Origin of the sequence: Neptunomonas marina (genome assembly GCF_004005935.1) — a bacterium.
In the GTDB taxonomy this organism is placed as follows: Bacteria; Pseudomonadota; Gammaproteobacteria; order Pseudomonadales; family Balneatricaceae; genus Neptunomonas; species Neptunomonas marina.
In genome coordinates this window covers 169,922-191,538 of sequence record NZ_SACQ01000005.1, presented here as the reverse complement: position 1 = coordinate 191,538, position 21,617 = coordinate 169,922, and the positions used below count along the sequence as shown (strand labels likewise).

The 21,617-nt window shown below is 51.0% G+C and carries 21 protein-coding genes and 1 tRNA gene; 10 read left to right on the top strand and 12 right to left on the bottom strand.

All coding sequences use genetic code 11. The annotated features are described in order from the left end of the window. Nucleotides 1–6 precede the first annotated feature (6 nt). The 4 genes from apaG to EOE65_RS11905 are packed head-to-tail and all read left to right on the top strand — an operon-like array spanning nucleotide 7 to nucleotide 2,692. Nucleotides 7–393, top strand: a complete 387-nt coding sequence (gene apaG, locus EOE65_RS11920; RefSeq protein WP_127694539.1) for a Co2+/Mg2+ efflux protein ApaG — start codon at nucleotides 7–9, stop codon at nucleotides 391–393. Nucleotides 394–418: 25 nt separating this feature from the next. Then, nucleotides 419–1,234, top strand: coding sequence for a symmetrical bis(5'-nucleosyl)-tetraphosphatase (locus EOE65_RS11915; RefSeq protein ID WP_127694538.1), 816 nt, complete (start codon nucleotides 419–421; stop codon nucleotides 1,232–1,234). A gap of 29 nt (nucleotides 1,235–1,263) precedes the next feature. Continuing rightward, the gene (glpE, locus tag EOE65_RS11910; RefSeq protein WP_127694537.1) at nucleotides 1,264–1,581 is read left to right on the top strand and encodes a thiosulfate sulfurtransferase GlpE; all 318 of its coding nucleotides are present in this window, start codon (nucleotides 1,264–1,266) and stop codon (nucleotides 1,579–1,581) included. 4 nt (nucleotides 1,582–1,585) lie between these two features. Further along, nucleotides 1,586–2,692, top strand: a complete 1,107-nt coding sequence (locus EOE65_RS11905; protein WP_127694536.1) for a tRNA nucleotidyltransferase/poly(A) polymerase-related protein — start codon at nucleotides 1,586–1,588, stop codon at nucleotides 2,690–2,692. A gap of 9 nt (nucleotides 2,693–2,701) precedes the next feature. On the opposite strand, the gene folK is transcribed toward EOE65_RS11905, so the two are convergent. Genes folK through tsaD form a run of 3 tightly spaced genes read right to left on the bottom strand, consistent with a single transcriptional unit; the run spans nucleotide 2,702 to nucleotide 4,616 of the window. After that, nucleotides 2,702–3,223 carry a 2-amino-4-hydroxy-6-hydroxymethyldihydropteridine diphosphokinase gene (gene folK, locus EOE65_RS11900; RefSeq protein WP_127694535.1) on the bottom strand — a complete coding sequence of 174 codons (522 nt, stop codon included), beginning with the start codon at nucleotides 3,221–3,223 and terminating at the stop codon, nucleotides 2,702–2,704. Continuing rightward, a complete protein-coding gene (gene folB / locus EOE65_RS11895) occupies nucleotides 3,223–3,579 on the bottom strand; it encodes a dihydroneopterin aldolase (protein WP_127694534.1) in 357 nt (118 codons plus the stop codon). Before folB ends, folK begins: the two co-directional genes overlap by 1 nt. Continuing rightward, the gene (gene tsaD / locus EOE65_RS11890) at nucleotides 3,579–4,616 is read right to left on the bottom strand and encodes a tRNA (adenosine(37)-N6)-threonylcarbamoyltransferase complex transferase subunit TsaD (RefSeq protein ID WP_127694533.1); all 1,038 of its coding nucleotides are present in this window, start codon (nucleotides 4,614–4,616) and stop codon (nucleotides 3,579–3,581) included. Before tsaD ends, folB begins: the two co-directional genes overlap by 1 nt. A 179-nt stretch (nucleotides 4,617–4,795) precedes the next feature. Between tsaD and rpsU the strand changes: the two genes are divergently transcribed. The 5 genes from rpsU to EOE65_RS11865 all read left to right on the top strand — a co-directional run bounded on the left by rpsU (nucleotide 4,796) and on the right by EOE65_RS11865 (nucleotide 9,519). Next, nucleotides 4,796–5,011, top strand: coding sequence for a 30S ribosomal protein S21 (rpsU, locus tag EOE65_RS11885; RefSeq protein WP_127694532.1), 216 nt, complete (start codon nucleotides 4,796–4,798; stop codon nucleotides 5,009–5,011). 74 nt (nucleotides 5,012–5,085) lie between these two features. Further along, the gene (locus EOE65_RS11880) at nucleotides 5,086–5,535 is read left to right on the top strand and encodes a GatB/YqeY domain-containing protein (RefSeq protein WP_127694531.1); all 450 of its coding nucleotides are present in this window, start codon (nucleotides 5,086–5,088) and stop codon (nucleotides 5,533–5,535) included. Nucleotides 5,536–5,565: 30 nt separating this feature from the next. Beyond that, nucleotides 5,566–7,374, top strand: a complete 1,809-nt coding sequence (gene dnaG / locus EOE65_RS11875) for a DNA primase (RefSeq protein ID WP_127694530.1) — start codon at nucleotides 5,566–5,568, stop codon at nucleotides 7,372–7,374. 165 nt (nucleotides 7,375–7,539) lie between these two features. Beyond that, nucleotides 7,540–9,375, top strand: a complete 1,836-nt coding sequence (gene rpoD / locus EOE65_RS11870) for an RNA polymerase sigma factor RpoD (RefSeq protein ID WP_127694529.1) — start codon at nucleotides 7,540–7,542, stop codon at nucleotides 9,373–9,375. A gap of 67 nt (nucleotides 9,376–9,442) precedes the next feature. Then, nucleotides 9,443–9,519: transfer RNA gene (locus tag EOE65_RS11865), tRNA-Ile, on the top strand. Between the two features lie 68 nt (nucleotides 9,520–9,587). Here EOE65_RS11865 and EOE65_RS11860 read toward each other — a convergent pair. The 9 genes from EOE65_RS11860 to EOE65_RS11820 form a co-directional block, all read right to left on the bottom strand. Next, nucleotides 9,588–10,343 (bottom strand): substrate-binding periplasmic protein, encoded by a 756-nt coding sequence (locus EOE65_RS11860; protein ID WP_127694528.1) that lies wholly within the window; start codon nucleotides 10,341–10,343, stop codon nucleotides 9,588–9,590. Between the two features lie 365 nt (nucleotides 10,344–10,708). Then, nucleotides 10,709–12,112, bottom strand: a complete 1,404-nt coding sequence (locus EOE65_RS11855) for a mannose-1-phosphate guanylyltransferase/mannose-6-phosphate isomerase (RefSeq protein WP_127694527.1) — start codon at nucleotides 12,110–12,112, stop codon at nucleotides 10,709–10,711. 146 nt (nucleotides 12,113–12,258) lie between these two features. Continuing rightward, nucleotides 12,259–12,804 (bottom strand): dTDP-4-dehydrorhamnose 3,5-epimerase, encoded by a 546-nt coding sequence (rfbC, locus tag EOE65_RS11850; RefSeq protein WP_127694526.1) that lies wholly within the window; start codon nucleotides 12,802–12,804, stop codon nucleotides 12,259–12,261. Between the two features lie 9 nt (nucleotides 12,805–12,813). Further along, nucleotides 12,814–13,692, bottom strand: a complete 879-nt coding sequence (gene rfbA, locus EOE65_RS11845) for a glucose-1-phosphate thymidylyltransferase RfbA (protein WP_127694525.1) — start codon at nucleotides 13,690–13,692, stop codon at nucleotides 12,814–12,816. A gap of 11 nt (nucleotides 13,693–13,703) precedes the next feature. Next, nucleotides 13,704–14,597 (bottom strand): dTDP-4-dehydrorhamnose reductase, encoded by an 894-nt coding sequence (gene rfbD / locus EOE65_RS11840; protein ID WP_127694524.1) that lies wholly within the window; start codon nucleotides 14,595–14,597, stop codon nucleotides 13,704–13,706. Then, entirely contained in the window at nucleotides 14,594–15,685 is a 1,092-nt protein-coding gene (rfbB, locus tag EOE65_RS11835; RefSeq protein WP_127694523.1) for a dTDP-glucose 4,6-dehydratase, read from the bottom strand. Before rfbB ends, rfbD begins: the two co-directional genes overlap by 4 nt. A gap of 31 nt (nucleotides 15,686–15,716) precedes the next feature. Further along, nucleotides 15,717–17,609, bottom strand: a complete 1,893-nt coding sequence (locus tag EOE65_RS11830; protein WP_206052677.1) for a polysaccharide biosynthesis protein — start codon at nucleotides 17,607–17,609, stop codon at nucleotides 15,717–15,719. Beyond that, nucleotides 17,603–18,619 (bottom strand): MraY family glycosyltransferase, encoded by a 1,017-nt coding sequence (locus EOE65_RS11825; protein ID WP_240656986.1) that lies wholly within the window; start codon nucleotides 18,617–18,619, stop codon nucleotides 17,603–17,605. The genes EOE65_RS11830 and EOE65_RS11825 overlap by 7 nt, the downstream gene beginning before the upstream one ends. Before the next feature lie 15 nt (nucleotides 18,620–18,634). Continuing rightward, nucleotides 18,635–19,585, bottom strand: coding sequence for an NAD-dependent epimerase/dehydratase family protein (locus EOE65_RS11820; protein ID WP_164847098.1), 951 nt, complete (start codon nucleotides 19,583–19,585; stop codon nucleotides 18,635–18,637). Between the two features lie 75 nt (nucleotides 19,586–19,660). On the opposite strand from EOE65_RS11820, the gene mnmC reads away from it, so the two are divergent. Beyond that, nucleotides 19,661–21,616, top strand: a complete 1,956-nt coding sequence (gene mnmC, locus EOE65_RS11815; protein WP_127694521.1) for a bifunctional tRNA (5-methylaminomethyl-2-thiouridine)(34)-methyltransferase MnmC2/FAD-dependent 5-carboxymethylaminomethyl-2-thiouridine(34) oxidoreductase MnmC1 — start codon at nucleotides 19,661–19,663, stop codon at nucleotides 21,614–21,616. Nucleotide 21,617: the final 1 nt, after the last annotated feature.

Here is a 21,617-nt window from a genome sequence, read left to right as displayed (position 1 = left end):
CACCCCATGGACCAACTTGACCCTAGCAACCTGATCAAAATAGATGTCGCGACTCGCTTTCTGCCTGAGCAATCTGATCCTGAAGCGCACCGTTTTGTATTCTCTTATGAGATTACGATCACCAACGACCACACCCAGCCCGTGCAGCTATTGAGCCGCCGTTGGGTTGTGACCGATGGCAATGAGCATGTGCAAGAGATCGAGGGCGAAGGCGTGGTTGGAGAACAGCCCGTTATCCAACCTAACCACAGCTACCAATACACCAGCGGAACCGTTCTAGCGACACATGTTGGCAGCATGTTCGGTCACTACAATATGGAAACAGCAGACGGGGATGCTTTCCAAGCGCCTATCCCGCCGTTTACATTGGCCCGACCTAACGCACTACATTAATCGCGCTTTCACATTGAGCTAACAGATGGCTACTTACGCTATTGGTGACGTACAAGGCTGCTATGACGAGCTACAAGCGCTCGTTAGCAGTCTAGATCTCCAACCTGAAGATACCCTTTGGTTTTGTGGTGACCTAGTTAACCGCGGCCCCAAATCCCTCGAGACCTTACGTTATGTTCGCTCGCTCGGCACTCAAGCAGTGACCGTGCTCGGCAATCATGACTTGCACCTGCTCGCTGTGCATCATGGCCTAGCGCGCACCAAACGCAGCGACACATTAGACGCCATTCTGGACGCACCTGACCGTAACGACTTGATGCAGTGGCTGCAGCAGCAACCGTTGCTGCACTACGATCCAGACCTCAACTGCGTGATGACGCACGCGGGCGTTCCGCCAAAGTGGAGCGTCGAGAAAGCTAGCCTGTTAGCCAACGAAGTGGAAAACACCCTTCGCTCGCCTCGCGCTACCGACTTCTTCAAGCATATGTACGGAAATCAACCCACGCGCTGGTCGAGCAAGCTGGAAAGCTGGGAGCGCTTTCGAGTTATTACTAACTATTTCACCCGCATGCGCTTTTGTACCGCAGAAGGCGATCTTGAGTTTGCCTCTAAAGGGGGGTTGGAAACCCAACCGGACGGCTTCTTGCCTTGGTTTAAGCAACCTAACCGCAAAGCGGCTGAACAAAACATTGTATTTGGTCACTGGGCAGCCCTTGAAGGCAAAGCCGACGCCCCCCATGTATATGCTTTAGATACAGGGTGTGTTTGGGGCGAACGTCTCACTGCCATGCGCCTTGAAGATAAGCAGCGCTTCTCTGTTCCCAGCGCGCAATCTAAGTAACCGATCACTGCTGAATATCGAGGTTCCCCATGGATAACTACACGTGCATTACCGTTGAACAAGCTCAGGAGATCATCGATAACGGCGCGGCTATCGCAGATATACGTGACCCGCAAAGTTTTGCAGCTGGGCGTATCCCGGGGTCAGTTAACCTCAACAACGACAACTTGCATGCTTATATCAGCCAAGCGGACTTAGACAAACCCCTCATCGTATGCTGCTACCATGGCATCAGTAGCATGTCCGCCGCACAATACTTAAACCATCAAGGCTTTGAGACTGTTTATAGTCTTGATGGCGGTTTTGAAGCATGGTCGCTACGCTGCGCTGATCGTATTGAGCGCTAAGTCGATGCAGATTTACCTTGTCGGCGGTGCGGTCCGCGATCAACTGCTCGGCTATCCCGTATACGATCGCGATTGGGTTGTCGTCGGTGCGACACCAGAAGAGATGCTCAACCAAGGCTTTAAGCCGGTTGGCGCTGACTTTCCCGTCTTTTTACATCCCGATACTAGCGAAGAGTATGCGCTAGCGCGGACCGAGCGAAAGAGCGGTAAAGGCTACAAAGGCTTTAAGTATCATGCTTCGCCTGATGTCACCCTCGAGGAAGATCTATCTCGCCGAGACTTGACCATCAATGCGATGGCACAAGACAGCGCAGGCGTGATCATCGATCCCTTTAAGGGCCAACAAGACTTAGCAAACCGCACCTTGCGACATGTTTCACCAGCATTTGAAGAAGACCCTTTACGGGTACTGCGCGTGGCACGTTTCGCAGCTCGTTATGCTCATCTTGGTTTTCAGGTGGCGCCTGAGACTATTCAGCTGATGCAAAGAATTGCTTCTGGGGACGAACTAGAGCATTTAACCAAAGAGCGCGTTTGGCAAGAGCTAGAGCGAGCCATTATGGAGCGCTCACCCCTAACCTTTTTCACGGTACTGGCAGATAGCCACGCGGCAGAGAAGCTGTTTGGATGTCTTGGGCAGGTAGCTGAGCATCAAGCGGCACACGCATTAGCCGCAACCTTTTCTGAGCAAACCGGAGGCCCAGTCCGCTTTGCTAGTTTCGCCTATTTGGCGCAGCTGCATACCCGTACCTCTTTCGAGACTCTGTACGAAAAGCTGCGTATGCCCAATGCCTACCGCGACTTAACACAACAGGTAGCAACTGCTTACCCGGCACTGACACAATGGGAAAGTCTTTCACCAGAGCAGCGGCTAGAAACAATCCAAGCACTGGACCTGATCAGACGCCCAGAGCGGCTCAACGCTATTTTAGCAGCCTGCCGTAACCTAGCCACAGCCCTGAATAGCCCGCTAAACGCGGTGAATACTATCGAGCCTCTACTACAAAAAATCGCCGAAATTGACCCAAAGAGTTTGATCCAGCAGGGCTTTAAAGGCGCGCAGCTAGGGCAAGAGATTCGCAAGCAACAACTGATGCTGTGCCATAGCTGACTTGGTCTATTAAATACGAGCACGCTCGTTTGAAATGGAACGGGCACGCCACGTAAAAGCGACGGGTTTCAGCTTTTGCTGCTTATCATAGGCTTGCCAGAGCGCGCTGTAGGTCTGCTGTTCAATAGGATGATAATCGCGCGGCGCAATCTCAGCTAATGGCCAAAGTACAAACGCGTTGTAAAGTATTTCGTCACGCGGCAGTTGCACACCATCAATATCGCCCACTCGCTCATCGTAAGTTAGGATATCGATATCAAGTGTTCGCGGGGCAAACTTAGCGCCCCCTCGGGTACGTCCATTATTGTCTTCAATCGCCTTAAGCACACTCAACAACTCCCCGACCGAAAGATCGGTTGTTACACCTACCGCTAGGTTCAAGAAGGGGTTGCCATTAAAACCGACGGCTTCACTTTCAAAAACCGAAGATATATCTAGCTCACCAAACAGCTCAGCGAGCGCATCAAGCGCAGCGCTTATGTGTTTATAACGATCAATATTAGAGCCCAAACTCAAATAGACTTGCGCCATTAGCCACGATTCCCACGTTCAATAATAACGCCAACACTTTGAGCTTGGGGTATCGCCCCAGGCTTACCAAGCTTCAACCTTAACCAGCTCACACCAAACTCTTGCATAACCAGCGAGGCAATCTCTTCGGCCATCGTCTCGACCAGCAGGAACTCACTCGCTTCGATAAACTCCAGCAACCGATCAGAGACCGCTTTGTAGTTCAGGGTGTTATCGATATCCTCTGTGTTTGCCGCAGCCCGGATATCCGTACCCATCTCCAAATCGAGTGTCACCTGCTGGCGAATCTCACGCTCCCAATCGTAGATGCCGATCACCGTCTCTGCGGTCAGCCCCGCTATGTAAACAATATCCATCACGCGCCTTGTTCTACTTTTGCTAGTATATCCATCGGCCAACGAGGCTTGGCCTCAATCACCAAATCACTTTCCTGACCTGCGAGTAATCGCTGACACCCCGCGAAGGCGATCATCGCACCATTATCGGTACAAAACCGCGGCCGAGCATAAAAGAGCGCTGAACGTTCTTTTTTGACAACCTCAGCCAGCCGCTCCCGCAGCCGCTGGTTGGCACTCACACCCCCAGCAATAATAAGCTGTTTAAGCCCCGTTGCTTGTAATGCGCGGCGACATTTAATGGCCAACGTTTCAACAACGGCTTCCTCAAAAGCCGCTGCAATATCGGCCTGCGTTTGAGCATCAACAACACCATCAACGCGATGTGCAGTGATCGTATTCAAGGTGAATGTTTTTAAGCCAGAAAAGCTGAAGTCCAAACCGGGGCGGTCGGTCATTGGGCGTGGAAAGCGAAAACGACTGCGATCACCTTGCTCAGCGAGCTTCGCAATCAACGGCCCTCCCGGGTAGTCCATACCTAACATTTTAGCGGCTTTATCAAAGGCCTCGCCAGCTGCATCATCTAGGGACTCACCCAACAACTCATACGCACCAATACCGGTGACTTTAACCAACTGAGTGTGGCCACCGCTCACTAGCAGAGCGACAAACGGAAAAGCGGGCGGCTCATCTTCTAGCATCGGCGCCAACAGGTGCCCTTCCATATGATGAACACCAATTGCGGGTATATCCCACGCCATTGCCAATGAACGACCAGTTGATGCTCCTACCATCAGCGCGCCAACCAACCCAGGGCCTGCCGTGTAGGCTACAGCATCCAAATCGCTACCTTGTAGATCAGCTTGGGCCAGCGTTTCACGGATCAATGGCAGTAGCTTACGTACGTGATCACGGGACGCCAGCTCTGGCACCACGCCGCCATACTCAGCGTGCATTTTTACTTGGCTATACAGCGTATCCGCAAGTAGCCCATGCTCACTGTCGTAAATCGCCACGCCCGTTTCATCACAAGAGGTTTCAATGCCCAGCACCTTCATGTCGCGTTATCTAACCTAGTTGTTCATAAGTGGAGCGTTATTATCCATCAAATCTGGGCAGAATTCACGAATATAACTTTGACAAACAGACTATCTGCACTTAAAATTTTGCGCTTCGTTCTGGGTACCTGCCCAAACGAGTATCGAAAATTAGTTAAATTCAATTAGGTGGAAAACAGATGCCTGCAGTTAAAGTAAAAGAAAACGAGCCATTTGATGTAGCTCTTCGTCGTTTCAAGCGTTCTTGCGAAAAAGCAGGTGTTCTTGCTGAAGTACGTAAGCGTGAATTTTACGAGAAGCCAACATCGGTTCGTAAGCGTAAAGCTGCTGCTGCTGTTAAACGCCACGCTAAGAAAGTTCAGCGTGACGCAGCACGTCGTGTTCGCCTTTACTAAGCAACCCGCTTAGCTAGGCCACAGGTACTATATTTTCGAGATTTAGCATCATTTAAATAACAGGTCAGGTCAAAATGTCAGCGCTGAAAAAACAGATTAGCGATGCAATGAAAGCAGCTATGCGTGCCAAAGATAAGCAAACGCTAGGTGTTGTTCGACTCATTTTGGCCGAGCTCAAACGCATCGAAGTGGATGAGCGTATAGAATTAGATGATGCCCGAGTATTAGCGACGCTAGACAAAATGTCGAAACAGCGTCGCGACTCAATCTCACAATTTGAAGAAGCGGGCCGCAATGACTTGGCGGACTCTGAGCGACAAGAGCTGGAGGTGATTAAAACTTTCTTGCCGCAACCGCTAACAGACGAAGAAATCACTGCCATCATCGATGCTGCCGTAGCATCAACTGGCGCATCAGGTATGCAGGATATGGGTAAGCTTATGGCTGAGATCAAACCCCAACTGCAAGGCCGTGCTGATATGGGAACCGTTTCCAAGCTGGTGAAAAGCCGACTGGCCGGTTAAACTCGCCTCAATCATTTGATTGAGAGCGTTATGGCTGGACGAATCCCCCAAAACTTCATTGATGACCTGCTCGCACGCGTTAATATCGTCGATATCATCGATGGGCGTGTGAAACTCAAAAAAGCTGGCAAAAACTATTCTGGTTTATGCCCTTTCCACCAAGAAAAGTCACCATCATTCTCTGTCAGCCCAGATAAGCAGTTCTATTATTGTTTTGGCTGTGGCGCAGGTGGTAATGCAATCGGCTTTCTCATGGAATATGAGCGCCTTGATTTCCCCCAAGCTGTTGAAGAGGTCGCGAAACTCGTTGGTGTTGATGTGCCACGCGAAGCACAAATCGATTCCAAAACACCTTCCCAGCGCGCGCAACTCGATATTCTGGATCAAGTCTCCGCCTATTACGAGGAGATGCTGAAAGGCCATAGCGACAACCAACGCGCAATTAGCTATTTAACCCATCGTGGACTCAGCGGAAAAGTCGCAAAATTCTTCTCGCTTGGTTACGCCCCTCCAGGGTGGAGCAACCTGTTACAGCGCTTTGCCGACTCCAACCAGAAGAAAGCTCTACTGGAAGAGAGCGGTATGTTGATCCACAACGAAGAAAAGCAATCCCACTACGACCGCTTCAGAGATCGAATCATGTTCCCAATACGTGATGTACGAGGCCGCGTGGTGGCATTCGGGGGACGTGTATTAGGGGATGAAAAGCCTAAGTACCTGAACTCGCCAGAAACCGACACCTTTCATAAAAGCCGCGAACTTTACGGCCTTTACGAGGCGAGAAAGCTAACACAAAAACTCACGCGCATTGTTATCGTAGAAGGCTATATGGATGTCATTAGCCTGACCCAATTCGGCATCACCTATGCCGTCGCAACACTCGGCACCGCCGCTACCGCGCAACATCTTGAGCGGCTTTTCAAAACCGTCTCGGAGGTCATCTTTTGTTTCGATGGCGACGCAGCCGGTCGCAAAGCAGCACAACGTGCGCTAGAAACAACGCTGCCCGTTATCAGAGATGGCCTACAGGCACGCTTTATGTTTCTGCCAGAAGGGGAAGACCCAGATAGCCTTGTGCGTAGCGAAGGTAAAGAAGGTTTTGAAGCACGGTTGGATGAGGCACTTCCATTTAGCGAATTCTTTTTCAAGAGCTTAGGGGACGGCGTCGATATGTCTACCCTAGATGGCCGCGCCCTTATGAGCGCTGCAGCTCTACCGAAAATCCAGCAAATGCAGAACGGCCTGCTACAGCAGATGATGCTCGACAAGGTATGTGAAATCACTGGCCTAGAGCCTGAAAGCATTAGTATCCACGCTAATCTTGCACCGCAAACCAGCGCGACACCTGATCAGCCCAAGCAGCTAGCGCCCAAAACTCAACCGCCGTCGCGCGCGCTCTCTTACCCAAGCAAGAGCAAGCCACAGAGCACGGTTAGCCTTTGCAGCCACCCCATATCCTTGCTGCTCCACCACCCAGAGCTGGTGAGCAAAGTGGAGAGTTCAGAACCGTTACGCGTACTAAACCATACACATATTGATACACTGATTGCCTTGATTGATTATCTCAAAGCAACACCAGAAGCATCGCTTGGTTCTCTGCTTATCGATTGGAGCGATGATCCAGCTTTGAGCCCTCTACTGTTGCAACTGAGTGAGATTTCGCGCCTCGACCCGATTCTCAGCGAGGATGCCAACCGCTTGTTTGATGACGCGTGGGAGCGCCTGCAACGCGATGCCAGTATTCAAAGCATTGCAGCGTTACAGAAGAAGCCATTCTCAACCCTTTCTGACGCCGAAAAGCAGCAGTTAAGGGAGTTATCAAAGTTGCGCACTCACTAATCAAAAAACCTTGAATTATTCCATGCCCATCCCCAAAAACAGGGATTATGGTCTAATGTTAACAGTGCCTGTACGAATTTTTTTATACTGGCTTTGGTAAGTGGTCGACGTTATAATATCGCGCTCACTTTTTTGTTGTCACAATCGCATCTTCGTAGGACGTCCATGTCAGATACCTCTCAGCAGCAATCCCGTCTTAAAGAACTGATCGCCCGCGGTAAGGAACAAGGTTATCTCACTTACGCTGAAGTGAACGATCACCTTCCAGAGGATATCGCCGATCCAGATCAGGTCGAAGATATCATTCGCATGATCAACGACATGGGCATCAACGTATCTGAAGAAGCACCTGATGCCGAAACACTGCTAATGACAGAGGGCGACTCTGCGGATGAAGCAGACGATGAAGCCGTTGCAGCACTAGCTGCCGTTGAATCAGATGCTGGCCGAACAACAGATCCTGTGCGTATGTACATGCGCGAAATGGGTACAGTTGAGCTACTCACGCGCGAAGGCGAAATCGAGATCGCTAAGCGTATCGAAGAAGGCATCCGTGAAGTTATGGCTGCCTTGGCTAACTTCCCAGGATCCGTCGAGATCATCCTCGAAGCCTATGCCGCTACGTTGCAAGAAGAGGGCCGTTTAAGCGACATCTTCAGTGGCTATATCGATCCCGATGAAGCGGTTGTGCCAGCGCCAGCTGTCGAAGAAAAGATCGAAGAAGAGCTGGACGACGAAGACTCTGATGATGAAAGCGATGAAGATGACGACTCTGAAGACGGCGAACGCGGTCCTGATCCAGAGGAAGCACGCCTACGCTTTACCGAAATTCGTACTCACCTACTCGCTGTTTACGAAGCGACTGAAAAGCATGGTCGTGCAAGCAAAGAATTTGATAGCGCAATGCAAGATCTTGCAACAGCTTTTGCGCCGATTAAGCTATCGCCTCGTTTTTACGATACTCTCGTTGAGCGCGTACGCGACTTTATCGCACGTGCACGCCAGCAAGAACGTACGATCATGCGTATCTGCGTACAACGCGCTAAAGTACCGCGCGGTATGTTCATCAAAGAGTTCCCAGGCAACGAGACAAATCCTGACTGGTTCAAAACGCTAGCGAACTCTGATCAAAGCTATGCGAGTGCGATTAAACGCAACCTTCCTGATCTAGAGCGTGCGCAGCGTAAACTCTTAGCATTGGAAGAAGAGGCTCAAATTGAGCTGTCCGATATCAAAGAAGTTAATCGCCGCCTATCTATCGGTGAAGCTCGTGCTCGTCGTGCGAAGAAAGAGATGGTTGAAGCCAACTTGCGTTTGGTAATCTCTATCGCGAAAAAGTATACCAACCGAGGCTTACAGTTCTTGGATCTTATCCAAGAGGGTAACATCGGTCTGATGAAAGCCGTTGATAAGTTCGAGTACCGCCGCGGTTACAAATTCTCCACCTATGCCACATGGTGGATTCGTCAGGCTATTACTCGCTCAATTGCTGACCAAGCACGCACGATCCGTATCCCGGTACACATGATCGAAACGATCAATAAGCTCAACCGTATTTCACGCCAAATGCTTCAGGAAATGGGTCGTGAGCCGCTGCCAGAAGAGCTGGCAGAGCGCATGGATATGCCTGAGGACAAGATCCGCAAGGTGCTGAAGATAGCAAAAGAGCCGATCTCGATGGAAACGCCGATTGGTGATGATGAAGATTCGAGCCTAGGTGACTTTATCGAAGACGTTAACCACACGTCACCGGTAGATTCAGCCACCGGTGAAGGCTTGTGTGAAGCAACACGTGAAGTCCTTGCGGGCCTAACAGCGCGTGAAGCGAAAGTACTACGTATGCGCTTTGGTATCGACATGAACACTGACCACACGCTTGAAGAGGTGGGTAAACAGTTTGACGTTACACGTGAGCGTATTCGTCAGATCGAAGCAAAAGCGTTACGTAAGCTGCGCCACCCAAGCCGTTCAGACCATCTACGCAGTTTCTTGGACGAGTAGAAATCTCCATTGATATCAAAGTATTGCGCCAATAATTGATTCTCTGTATTATTGGCGCCTCTTTATCGGGCCTATAGCTCAGTTGGTCAGAGCAGCGGACTCATAATCCGTTGGTCCCAGGTTCAAGTCCTGGTGGGCCCACCAATCTCATTATCTGTCACTCGCTACACCCAAATTACTTCTCACACCAAGATATTTGTTGTTACAAGCCGTTACTCAAAATACTGCTTTACGATCTTTTCGATAACACCTTCATCTTTAAGTGACTTAATTGCCGCGTTTAAGCGATGCTGTTCAGCAACAATTGCTGAACGCTTAGATAGACCAAAATAAAGATCCACATTATTTTTTGGCCCCCAGTTCGCTTCCTCTACCTGATCAAGTGCTCCTTTGATCTTTATGTGGTATTGGATCTGACAGTTAGTACCGATAATCGTATCGATTCGGCCATGTATGAGCATATCCAGTAGCTGATCTTCATCGCTCACACTGTGTTTACGCAGCTTATCGTCTTTATCAAACCGTTCAAAATACGCTGAGTTCAAAACATAGCCAACTTTATAACGGTACAGATCTTCGTAACTTGAAACCTGAATGCCACTCTCTTTACGAACGTAAAACACGCTTGAGCACTCAGAGTAATAAGGAGGGCTGGTATATCGGATGTATTCTGCGCGCTCGTCAGTCTTCGCCAGTCCTGTAATCGCATCTATTTTGCCTTGCTCCATATAGCGCAAAGCACGCACCCAGGGGATGCGTTGAAAGCGGAAGGAGATATCAGGTAGACGACGCTGAAGCTCATTAGCAATATCAACATCAATACCACGGTATTCACCCTCGTCCATTATGGTAAAGGGCGGCCAAGGGTCTGTGCCAATGACATATTCGACAGCTTTGACGTGAGCAGCAGAGGTAAATAACGCTAATCCAGTAGCAAGATTCCCTAAATATCTGAAGTTTGCTTTCATTTGCGGAACCTCGAGCTAGGAGAATATGCTCAGTGTAGCAAAAGATTCACAGGACCAACGGAGAAAGCAAAGAGTAGCGCCATCACGGAGTCACGTTTAGCACCTTAAAATTGTACTCTCTGGGTTTTCGAACACTCTATCTAGCAACACAGCAGTAAACCAGAGCTCGGAAGTAACACCTCTGCGTGGCAGCCCCCAAATAAGATTTGGCCAAATGCTATGTGGAGACAGGAATGAGGCTTTAAAGACCTCAGCTTATCTGTGGCGTGCTAACAAATTGCCACTACATCTCGCTGAGATACTCTATGGTGGGGTATTAAAGGACAGCCTAGAATTAGCTGCCCAGTTTTCGAAAAGCGACTTCCCTATTCCGCTCTACCGTACTTGTCATCAAAGCGAACGATGTCATCCTCACCCAGATAAGTACCAGACTGAACTTCGATCATCTCAAGTGGGATCTTGCCAGGGTTTTCCAAGCGGTGTTTTTCACCTGCTGGAATATAGGTTGATTCGTTCTCTTGCAGCAAGAACTCACGCTCGCCATTGGTCACCTTTGCGGTTCCAGAAACAACAATCCAATGTTCCGCTCGGTGGTGATGCATCTGTAGCGATAACCGCCCACCCGGGTTCACAGTAATACGCTTTACTTGGTAACGTTCGCCAAGGTCGATCGTATCGTAACAGCCCCAAGGACGATAAACCTCTCGGTGTTGTTGATGCTCATTGCGCCCAGCCGTTTTGATCTGAGCAACCAGTTTCTTCACATCTTGGATACGGTCTTTATGGGCAACAAGAACGGCATCCTTGGTATCAACAATAATCAAGTCTTCAATACCCAGTGTCGTCACAAGACGCTCCTGAGAGACCACCAAGGTATTGTTGGTGGATTCAGTTAGCACGTCGCCTGTCAGCACGTTACCGTTAGCATCTTTCTCTTTTAGATCCCAAAGCGCAGACCAACTGCCTACATCGCTCCAACCTGCATCGAGTGGAATCACGGCAGCAGCATCTGTTTTTTCCATAACGGCATAATCGATGGAGTCGTCCGGGCAGCTTTGGAAGCTTGCTGTATCAACCCGGATAAAATCAAGATCTGCTTGTGTTGCCTGCATCGCCTCACGACAGCTCGCTAAGATTTGCGGCGAATGCTTCGCTAACTCCTCTAGGTAGCGGTCTACACGGAAGAGAAACATGCCGCTATTCCAGTAGTACTCACCCGAGTCTACATAAGCTTGCGCCGTTGCGAGCTCAGGCTTCTCAACAAACTGGGCGACTTTATAAACACTGTCAGCGTCCAGCTCACCGCCTCGTTTGATGTAACCAAATCCTGTTTCTGGGTAATGCGGCACAATACCAAAAGTGACGAGCTGGCCATCATTCGCTACAGGCGCCGCCAATTGAACGACTCGGTTAAGCTCATGGGTATTTTGAAAAACATGATCTGCCGGTAAAACGAGCATGAGCTCCGATGCACGGCCAGCCGCCTCGAGTTGAAGTGCGGCTAACGCAATTGCCGGAGCCGTGTTACGCCCCACAGGCTCAAGCAAAATATCCGCTTGGATAGCAGTATGGCGTAACTGCTCTGCGACTAAAAAGCGATGCTCTTCATTACAGATCACCAGCCCTTCCTGCATCCCCTCAAGACGATCAATGGTTTCTTGCAGCATTGTTTTATCTGAATTCAACGACAAAAACTGCTTAGGATATTGTGCACGCGACATTGGCCATAGACGCGTTCCAGACCCACCGCAGAGAACCACCGGAATCATATTTCTCATCCTCTAAGTTATTTGATGACCTCTAGCCATCGTCCAGAAACCATTTCTGCGCTCTATTGTAGCGCGTGATAGCCGTTATACCCTGCTAGGACACAACTGTAGCTGAACTAAAGAAAGAAAAAGCGGCACTAAGCCGCTTAATCAAACAGTTCCGCTTCTGCGAGCGGTATGCCGTCGGCATCTTTCGCTGACACTAACGGCGCGCCCTCTAGCTGCCAGTCGATACCGAGTTCTGGATCATCCCAGCGAATCGAGCGCTCGTGCTCCGGCGCGTAGTAGTCAGTTGTTTTGTATAGAAATTCCGCACTTTCAGATAAGACCACAAAGCCGTGCGCGAAGCCCTCTGGCACCCAGAGTTGGCGTTTGTTATCCGCTGATAAGCGCACCCCCACCCATTGGCCAAAGGTTTCCGATGAGCGGCGAATATCAACAGCGACATCTAATACTTCGCCAGCGGTCACACGCACCAGCTTACCTTGCGGCTGCTTAATCTGATAATGAAGGCCACGCAATACGCCATGGGCCGATTTAGAGTGGTTATCCTGAACAAAGTCCCGCTCAAGCCCCGTTAACTCTTTGAAGCGCTGCTGGTTAAAACTCTCCATAAAGAAGCCACGCTCATCACCGAAAACGGTCGGCTCAAGAATCAGAACATCAGGCAGCGTTGTTTCAATAACTTTCATATTGTTGTGCTATTTTCCATGTTGTACGCATTGCAAAAGATAAGTGCCGTAGCTGGTTTTTTTCAACCGTTCGCCGCTGGCGATAAGCTCCTCATCTGAGATCCATCCCTGCTTCCAAGCGATCTCTTCAAGGCATGCGACTTTAAGTCCTTGGCGGTGTTCAATGGTTTGCACGTACTGAGACGCTTCTAGCAAACTATCGTGAGTGCCGGTATCCAGCCATGCAAAGCCTCGCCCTAGGCGCTCAACGCGCAAGTCGCCACGCTCTAGGTAAGCATTGTTGACGCTGGTGATTTCAAGCTCACCACGCCATGAAGGCTTGACCGCTTTGGCAATATCCACCACATCGTTATCGTAGAAATAGAGGCCTGTTACGGCGTAGTTCGATTTAGGCTGCTCAGGCTTCTCTTCAATGGATACTGCTCGGCCTTGTCCATCAAATTCAACAACACCGAAGCGCTCTGGATCATGCACAAGGTAACCGAAAACCGTCGCTCCAGACTCGTTTTCACCTGCTCGCTTGAGCTGCTCAGAAAAACCTTGCCCATGATAGATATTGTCGCCAAGCACAAGGCATACCGGATCATTACCGATAAAAGACTCACCGATGATAAACGCCTGTGCGAGCCCATCTGGAGATGGTTGCTCTGCATAAGTAAAACTGACACCAAACTCGCTACCATCACCCAACAGGCGTCGATACTGAGGTAGGTCTTCTGGTGTGGAGATGATCAAAATTTCTCGAATCCCAGCCAACATCAACACGGAAATCGGATAGAAGATCATCGGTTTGTCATAGATCGGTAGCAGCTGCTTTGAAACACCCCGTGTAATCGGGTGCAAACGTGTACCAGAGCCTCCTGCGAGGACAATGCCTTTACGTGCCATAGTGGATATCTCTATTGTGTAGACTGCAAAAATTCTTCTAGTGTTGTACTAAGCTCATCCTGCCAATCAGGCAGCTCAACCCCTAATGTTGCCTCAATTAACTGCAAGGATAAACGTGAGTTAAGTGGGCGCTGTGCTGGCGTTGGATACTCTGCCGTCGGAATTGATAGAACCCGTTCGGGTGTAATTGCTAAGCGGTGTCCAAGCGCCACCGCTTGAGTAAAAATCGCTTGAGCAAAGCCTTGCCAACTGGTCTCGCCACGGGGGCAAAGATGATAAACACCATCGGCTATATCGTCTGCCTGTAAGCGCCGATACGCAGCTAATGTCGCGACGTTTGCAATCAGCCGCGCTGATGTAGGCGCGCCAATCTGATCAGCAACAACGCGTAGTTCATCACGCTCGCCACCCAAACGCAGCATCGTCTTCATAAAGTTGTTGCCACGCGCACTGTAAACCCAACTCGTGCGGAAGATTAAGTGCTTTGCGCCGCTCTCCAAGATAGCGAGATCACCTGCCAGCTTCGTTTGCCCATATACAGACAAAGGCTTCGGTTGGCTGGACTCTTGCCATGCGATGCTTCCGTCACCCGGATAAACATAGTCACTGGAGAAATGCACCAGCAGAGCATCATGGCGTGCCGCCCAGCTCGCAAGCTGAGCAGGTAGCTCTGCGTTGAGTCGCCGTGCAGCGGCCTCTTCAGATTCAGCCAGATCAACCGCCGTCCACGCCGCGGCGTTAACAATTAACTGCGGCTGTTCGCGCTCAAGCCATTGCTCCACCGCTTGTGCATCAGCTAGATCTAAAGCGGCGCGAGTCGGCGCGATCACCTTACCTAGCGGAGCAAGCGTCCGTTGCAGCTCGAACCCGACTTGACCGCGGCTCCCGGTGAGTAGTATCTTCATCGACCCAGCCCCAAACGCTCGCCTTGATAGCTACCATCTTGGACATTTCGCCACCAGCTTTCGTTATCTAGGTACCATTGCACCGTTTTGCGAATGCCAGACTCGAACGTTTCCTCAGGCTGCCAACCCAGATCCGCTTGGATCTTGCTCGCATCGATCGCGTAACGCTGATCATGTCCCGGTCGGTCTGATACGTAGGTGATCAGATCACGATAGCTTGCACTATTGAGTGAAGCGTTGTGTTCTGTCGGGCGTAGCTCATCCAGAATATCGCAAATCTGCTGTACCACTTCGATATTCTGCTTTTCATTGTGGCCGCCGATATTATAGGTCTCACCAACGTTGCCATTTTGGGCAACCAAAATCAGCGCACGCGCATGGTCTTCGACGTAGAGCCAATCCCGTACTTGCGTACCGTTGCCGTAGATAGGCAAAGGCTTACCAGCCAAACAGTTCAGAATGACCAGCGGAATCAGTTTCTCTGGGAAGTGATAGGGGCCGTAGTTGTTCGAGCAGTTTGTGACTAGCGTCGGTAGCCCAAATGTTCTTAGCCACGCTCGCACCAGATGGTCGGATCCCGCTTTACTCGCAGAATAGGGTGAACTTGGCTCATAAGGTGTCATCTCGGTGAACAGGCTGCCATCATCCGGCAAGTCACCATACACCTCATCTGTGGATATATGGTGGAAACGGAAAGCTGCAGCCTTTTCGGCGTGCTCCGTTTGCAGGGTGCTCCAGTAATTACGCGCAACATCAAGCAGCGTATAAGTACCTACAATATTAGTTTGGATAAAAGCACCTGGACCATCAATCGAGCGATCTACGTGGCTCTCCGCCGCCAAATGCATAACAATATCCGGCTGATGCTTCGCAAAAACTTCCGCCATCGCTTGAGCATCGCAAATATCGTGGTGTTCAAAGCTATAGCGCTCATTGCTGCTAATCGATTGCAGTGACTCTAGATTGCCGGCATAGGTTAACTTGTCGACATTCACAACCCGGTGCTGCGTATTGTTAATCAGCTCACGTACCACCGCTGAGCCAATAAACCCCGCCCCTCCTGTTACCAGGAACGTTTTCGTTTCCATATTATTCTCTTCAAAACAGCGACCCAAGGCGTTAAGCGCCAAGGGTATGTAACTGCCCAGTTACTTGGTGCGCCTTGTTAGAAGGCGTAAAACTGAGTGCAGATTGTAAAAAAAGTTTCATGATAGCGTCTTGATCTGCGTCTTCGCAGGCGCTCTCTAAGCGCTCCAGCAGCACGGACAACTGCGGCCACTCTAAGTAGTGCTCATCAGCCGACATAATACGTGCATGCTCGGTGCCTGATAGCCGCTCACCTAACCAAAGCTCTTCGTATAGCTTTTCACCCGGACGCAGCCCAATCACCTCAATGGCAATATCCCCGTCTGGGTTGTCGTTATCCCGCACAGTCAGGCCGCTGAGGCGAATCATACGATGAGCGAGCTCCATGATACGCACCGGCTTGCCCATATCGAGTACGAAGACATCGCCACCTTTACCCATTGCTCCGGCTTGCAGCACAAGCTGCGATGCCTCGGGAATCGTCATAAAGTATCGCACAACCTCTTCGTGGGTAACGGTTACAGGCCCGCCTGCATTGATCTGCTGACGAAACAGCGGCACCACCGACCCGGAAGAGCCCAACACGTTACCAAAGCGCACCATCACAAAACGCGTTTGCGTTTGCTTACGCGCTAGCGCTTGTAAGATTAGCTCAGCGAACCGCTTGCTAGCCCCCATCACATTCGTGGGGCGCACCGCTTTATCAGTGGAGATCAGTACAAAGTTGTCCACTCCACTTTCGATCGCCGCCTCGGCACAGCGCAGTGTACCCAGTACATTGTTTTTAACGCCAACAACGACGTTGCTCTCAACCAGCGGTACGTGTTTGTAGGCAGCGGCATGATAGACCGTCTCGACACCATGCTGCTTCATCAAGCGGGCCAAATGTTTACGCGATAAAACCGAGCCAAGTACCGGCTCGATTTCAACCAGACTGTGGCGCTGCTCCGCTAATCCGCGTAGCTCTTTATCAACCTGGTAAAGCGCGTACTCCGATAGATCAAATAACAGCAACCGCTTAGGTCCAAGGCGGACGATCTGGCGGCACAACTCCGACCCAATCGAGCCGCCAGCGCCTGTCACCAATACCGTTTTACCGGTGATGTTAGCGCGCATCAAACGATCAACCGGCGCAACAGGATCTCGGCCCAGCAGATCCTCCACTGACACCTCTTTCAGCTCGTCAATTTTTGCACGGCCATTGATCAACTCTCCCATATCAGGGATTGATAAAACTTCGCACGAGAGCGTTTCTAGGTTGCGCAAAATAGCATGACGCTCACTCTTTTTGATGCGTGGCAGCGCCAGTAGCACCTTTTTCACATGATGGCGCTCCACCAGCTCAGCCATACGTTGCGGCGCAAACACTTCCAAGCCTTGAATAAATGACTTTACTAGTCGCGAGTCATCATCCACATACCCAACGGGAAAGTACTCCGCTCCCTGATTGATCGCTAAGTGCAACTGCCGCCCCGAAGCGCCCGCACCGTAGATCAGCACCGGTATGCGATCACCTTTGGTGTTCTGGTAGATCATGCGGAAGAATAAGCGCACGCCGCCAATTAAAATCAACGCAAACGCGAAATAGATAATAGGGATCGAGCGCGGCATCGGTACAGCAAAGTAGAGGCTGGCGGTCATCAGGAAGAAGGTTGATAGAAAAACCCCTAGCCCTACCGTCCAGAGCACACGAAAGCTCACAAACCTCAGCACCGCGCGATAAAGACCGATGCGAATAAATACCATTAAACTCAGCGGGATGAGAAAGGCGAGTAACAACCAATGCCCAGTACTCGTTGTTGGCGTGTCCGCATCCAAGCGCACCCAATAAGCCCCCCAAAAGGCTATCGACAGCAGCCCCATATCAGCAACCAATGAAACAAAACGCTTAGCGGGCCGGGATAACCCCAAAATAAAAGCTAACACGTAACGGCCTCCTTGGGTGGCACACCGGCTCGCAACCCAATGGCGAGCGCACAAAAAGGTGCGTAAGCGATCAATAGACCGAACAATGGCTGCAGATAAGAGAACGCGACGGTATATGCCAATGGCAATAACCAGCAGGTATTGACCACTAACAACGCCACACTCACTCGTGTATGCGAGCGCCAACGATCACTGAGCTTTTGATAAACGTGCGTACGATGTGGTGCCATAAAGCGCTGCCCAGTTAACATACGGGTGATTAATGTCCATGTTGCATCCACCACGAAAGCACCCATCAAAATAACACCAGCTGCCGCAAGCATGGCGCTGTGCTGCCAAGCAAGCAGGAGTAGCACGCCAAACAAGATACCCAAGTATCCGCTTCCCACATCGCCCATAAAAATCTTCGCAGACGGCCAGTTCCAACATAAAAAACCACCCGCTGCCATGGCAAGGATAAGGGCTAACCACATCAGCTCATTAAAGCCGACTAACGCAGCTAACAGAGCAAACCCCAACGCTACCGATAACGCCTGCCCACCGGCAAGTCCATCAATACCATCCATAAAATTGTATAGATTTAGCAACCAAACAAGCGCTACCACCAACAACACACTCACAGCGGTGTTTACCGCTAAGGGCGTTATGTTCAGGGGCAGAAGCCAAACCACGACCGCTGCACAGATAAAGTGCACTATCAGACGGATACGCGCAGACAGGCTGCGATAATCATCCCAAAGACCGATCGCCGCAACGCCCAGAGCAGCAAGCCCCGCTCCAGCCAGATCGTCCCCTACGACACCCAACCACCATAAGACGCCAAGTGCTAAGCTCCAGCTCACCACAATCGCTATGCCGCCACCGCGTGGCGTAGGCACTGCATGGGAGCTGCGCTGATTGGGGATATCCATCAACCGACCTTGCAAAGCGTAGCGGCGCACCCATGCGGTTAACCCCCATGACGTCACAAAAACCGCACATACCACGATGTAATGCCAGCTCGCTTCCACAGCCAATTGATGCCTCTATGATTGGATAAATTGTTCGGCTGCTCGATGCAGCGCTTGTTGAGGATCCACTTCCATGTGCCAACCTAACTGCTGTTTCGCTTTGTGATTCGAAACAACAAATGATCCATATAACTGGTTGTAGAGGCGTATTCTACCGCTAACGCGCGCGAGGACATAGGGTATCGCATCTGGAATCGCGAAAAGGCGACACCTTTTGCCCATCCCCTCACTCAAAATGGTGAGTAACGCCGGCAATGTGAGCGGCTTGTCATCACACAGATGATAGATCTCGTTGGCAGCAGCAGGGTGCTGTAACAACAGCTCGAGAAATTGGCACACATTGTCGAGCGCAACAAATGAGCGCTGACCAGATAATCCTTTAAAAGGTAGCGGCCAACCGCGCGCTACAATACCTAGCAAACGTCGGAAGTTACCGGGGGCCGCCGCGCTATAGACCAGTGTGGGGCGGACGATGACATACTCGATGCTGTGTTCGGTACAGAACGCCTGCACCGCTTGTTCAGCACGTAGCTTGCTGCGCCCATATGCTTGGGTCGGCGCAGGTGCTGCACTCTCGGTCACCGGAACGGCGTGTCGCTCACCCAAAACACCGATAGAGCTTAAGAAGATAAAACGCTTTACTCCCGCGCTTGCTGCCGCCTTTAGCAATGACTGGGTTGCTCCCACATTGATGCGATCAAACTGATCTTCGGTTTCGCCTGCCAATAACTTATGTGCTCGACCCGCCGTGTGAACAACGACATCAACGCCCTGCAATGCGCGGCTCCAATCCACCTCTCCTGCTAAATCACCCGTAACAAAGTACTCGACGTTGTCTAGTGGTGCCTCAAGCGCCTTACGCACACTGCCGACCACCTGCCAAGCCGCCTGTTTAGACGCTAAGCGATCAACGAGCGCACCGCCGATATAACCGCTAGCGCCGGTGATCAATACTTTGTATTTCACAAAACCTCCCCGTTTAATTCGCACCAACAAATCGCTTAATTTACAATGCGCCTTTGACTTAACTACCGAACGACTATGAAGCTGCAAAACGCCAACCTAAGCTGGAAAGAGAACCAACCGCACTCGGATCTGTTTGATGATATCTACTTCAACCCAGCCGATGGCGCAGCCGAAACACGCCACGTCTTTATCGATGGTAATCAACTGCTCACCCGTTTAACGAGCTGGCAGCGCCCTGTTTTCACCATTGCAGAAACCGGCTTTGGTACCGGAGCCAATTTTTTGCACACCCTAGCTTTCATAGAGCAGCATTCACTCCAGATCGAGCGGCTTCATTTTATCTCAACCGAGCTATTTCCTCTGCACAAAAAGGATCTGGCACGGGCGTTGGAACAAAGCTTTCCTGAAAACCCCTATGCCAAGCAGCTCATTGCGCAATTTCCGCCGCTGCAACCGGGTATGCACCGTATCAATTTTAGCGACCGTTACACTCTGACCCTCTGCATTGGCGATGCAGCCACCGCGTTTGCGAAACTAGATACAGAGGTCAACGCATGGTTCTTAGATGGTTTTGCGCCCGCTAAAAACCCGGATATGTGGCGTGACGAACTCTTTGCAGAGATGGCCCGTTTAAGCCCGCCAGACACCAGCGTGGCAACCTTTACGGCAGCAGGTTTTGTAAGGCGCGGGTTAGAGGCCGCTGGCTTTCGTATGCGTAAACAAGCAGGCTTTGGCCACAAACGGGAGATGCTGACCGGCATAAAAACCGCCTGCCCACTGCAACAACGTGAGAAACCTTGGTTTGCAGCCCCAAAAACGGATAAGCCCAAGCACGCTGCTGTTATTGGTGCCGGACTTGCCGGTATCACAACCGCCTACGCGCTAGCGCGCCGCGGTATCAGCGTTGCTATTTACGATCAAGCCAGCGATATCTGCACGCAGGCCTCGGGCAACCGCCAAGGCGCACTCTACGCAAAACCGCCCGTTGCTCCAACGGTCGCTGGACAGTTTCACCTCTGCGGCCTAGCTGAGAGCATCCGCTGGTTAAACACGTTAAACCTATTCGATAACGTGCAAGGAGCACAATGTGGCGTGCTGCAGCTCGCCACCCATGAAAAAGAGCAACAGCGCCAGCAGCAATTGATCGATGCCGACCATTACAGCCCAGAGATCCTCATAGGCGTGGACGCACAGCAAGCAAGTCAGCTAGCGAATACCAAGATCAACTACCCAGGGATCTTCTTTCCCAATGCGGGCTGGGTTTATCCACAGGCCCTCGGCAAAGCACTGGTCAGGCATCCCAATATTCAAGTGTACCTAGAGGCTAAGGTCGATAACATCGAGCCATGTGATCAACAGTGGCAGCTCGGCTATCAACAGGCGGGCGATACCAAAGCTGCGACGGCTGATATGGTTATTATCGCCAACGCCAAAGATGCCCAGAACTTTACGCAAACATCTCACCTCCCGGTTAAAGCGATACGCGGGCAGGTGACGCACGCTAAAGGCAGCGCAACACTGACGACAGTGATCTGTGCAGAGGGCTATGTTTCGCCACCTGTAGATGGCGAATATTGCTTCGGCGCAACGTTCGATCTAAAAGATCCCTGCGAATCGCTCCGCGGCATCGATCACGATAAAAACCATGCACAGCTGCAAAAAGCCGCGCCTAACATCGCTGCGCAACTAGAAGCTAAAGCTAGCTGGGACGGCAAAGTCGGCTTTCGCTGCGCAACGCCAGACTACCTACCGATCGCAGGCCCTGCACCGGACCTAAACGCCTACCTTGAGCAATACCAAGCGCTGCGGAAAGACCGCAAGGCCAACGTGCCATCCGGCACACCACCCTACTGGACAGGCTTGTTTGTCAATATTGGGCATGGTTCAAAGGGCTTAATTACAGCACCACTGCTGGCAGAGCACATTGCAAGTATCGCCTGCCAAGAGCCATCGCCCTTGCCGCGCGATATCGCTGATGCGACACATCCCGCCCGTTTTATTATCAAAGATATGATTCGTAAGAAGCTTTAAA

Bases quoted from the DNA above. Each gene is read 5' to 3' on its own strand.
- EOE65_RS11905 (WP_127694536.1), top strand. From the start codon at position 1,586: ATGCAGATTTACCTTGTCGGCGGTGCGGTCCGCGATCAACTGCTCGGC.
- mnmC (WP_127694521.1), top strand. From the start codon at position 19,661: ATGAAGCTGCAAAACGCCAACCTAAGCTGGAAAGAGAACCAACCGCAC.
- folK (WP_127694535.1), bottom strand. From the start codon at position 3,223: ATGGCGCAAGTCTATTTGAGTTTGGGCTCTAATATTGATCGTTATAAA.
- EOE65_RS11880 (WP_127694531.1), top strand. From the start codon at position 5,086: ATGTCAGCGCTGAAAAAACAGATTAGCGATGCAATGAAAGCAGCTATG.
- rfbA (WP_127694525.1), bottom strand. From the start codon at position 13,692: ATGGCACGTAAAGGCATTGTCCTCGCAGGAGGCTCTGGTACACGTTTG.
- EOE65_RS11860 (WP_127694528.1), bottom strand. From the start codon at position 10,343: ATGAAAGCAAACTTCAGATATTTAGGGAATCTTGCTACTGGATTAGCG.
- EOE65_RS11855 (WP_127694527.1), bottom strand. From the start codon at position 12,112: ATGATTCCGGTGGTTCTCTGCGGTGGGTCTGGAACGCGTCTATGGCCA.
- rfbC (WP_127694526.1), bottom strand. From the start codon at position 12,804: ATGAAAGTTATTGAAACAACGCTGCCTGATGTTCTGATTCTTGAGCCG.
- tsaD (WP_127694533.1), bottom strand. From the start codon at position 4,616: ATGAAGGTGCTGGGCATTGAAACCTCTTGTGATGAAACGGGCGTGGCG.
- rfbB (WP_127694523.1), bottom strand. From the start codon at position 15,685: ATGGAAACGAAAACGTTCCTGGTAACAGGAGGGGCGGGGTTTATTGGC.
- rfbD (WP_127694524.1), bottom strand. From the start codon at position 14,597: ATGAAGATACTACTCACCGGGAGCCGCGGTCAAGTCGGGTTCGAGCTG.
- apaG (WP_127694539.1), top strand. From the start codon at position 7: ATGGACCAACTTGACCCTAGCAACCTGATCAAAATAGATGTCGCGACT.
- EOE65_RS11915 (WP_127694538.1), top strand. From the start codon at position 419: ATGGCTACTTACGCTATTGGTGACGTACAAGGCTGCTATGACGAGCTA.
- rpsU (WP_127694532.1), top strand. From the start codon at position 4,796: ATGCCTGCAGTTAAAGTAAAAGAAAACGAGCCATTTGATGTAGCTCTT.
- dnaG (WP_127694530.1), top strand. From the start codon at position 5,566: ATGGCTGGACGAATCCCCCAAAACTTCATTGATGACCTGCTCGCACGC.
- rpoD (WP_127694529.1), top strand. From the start codon at position 7,540: ATGTCAGATACCTCTCAGCAGCAATCCCGTCTTAAAGAACTGATCGCC.
- folB (WP_127694534.1), bottom strand. From the start codon at position 3,579: ATGGATATTGTTTACATAGCGGGGCTGACCGCAGAGACGGTGATCGGC.
- glpE (WP_127694537.1), top strand. From the start codon at position 1,264: ATGGATAACTACACGTGCATTACCGTTGAACAAGCTCAGGAGATCATC.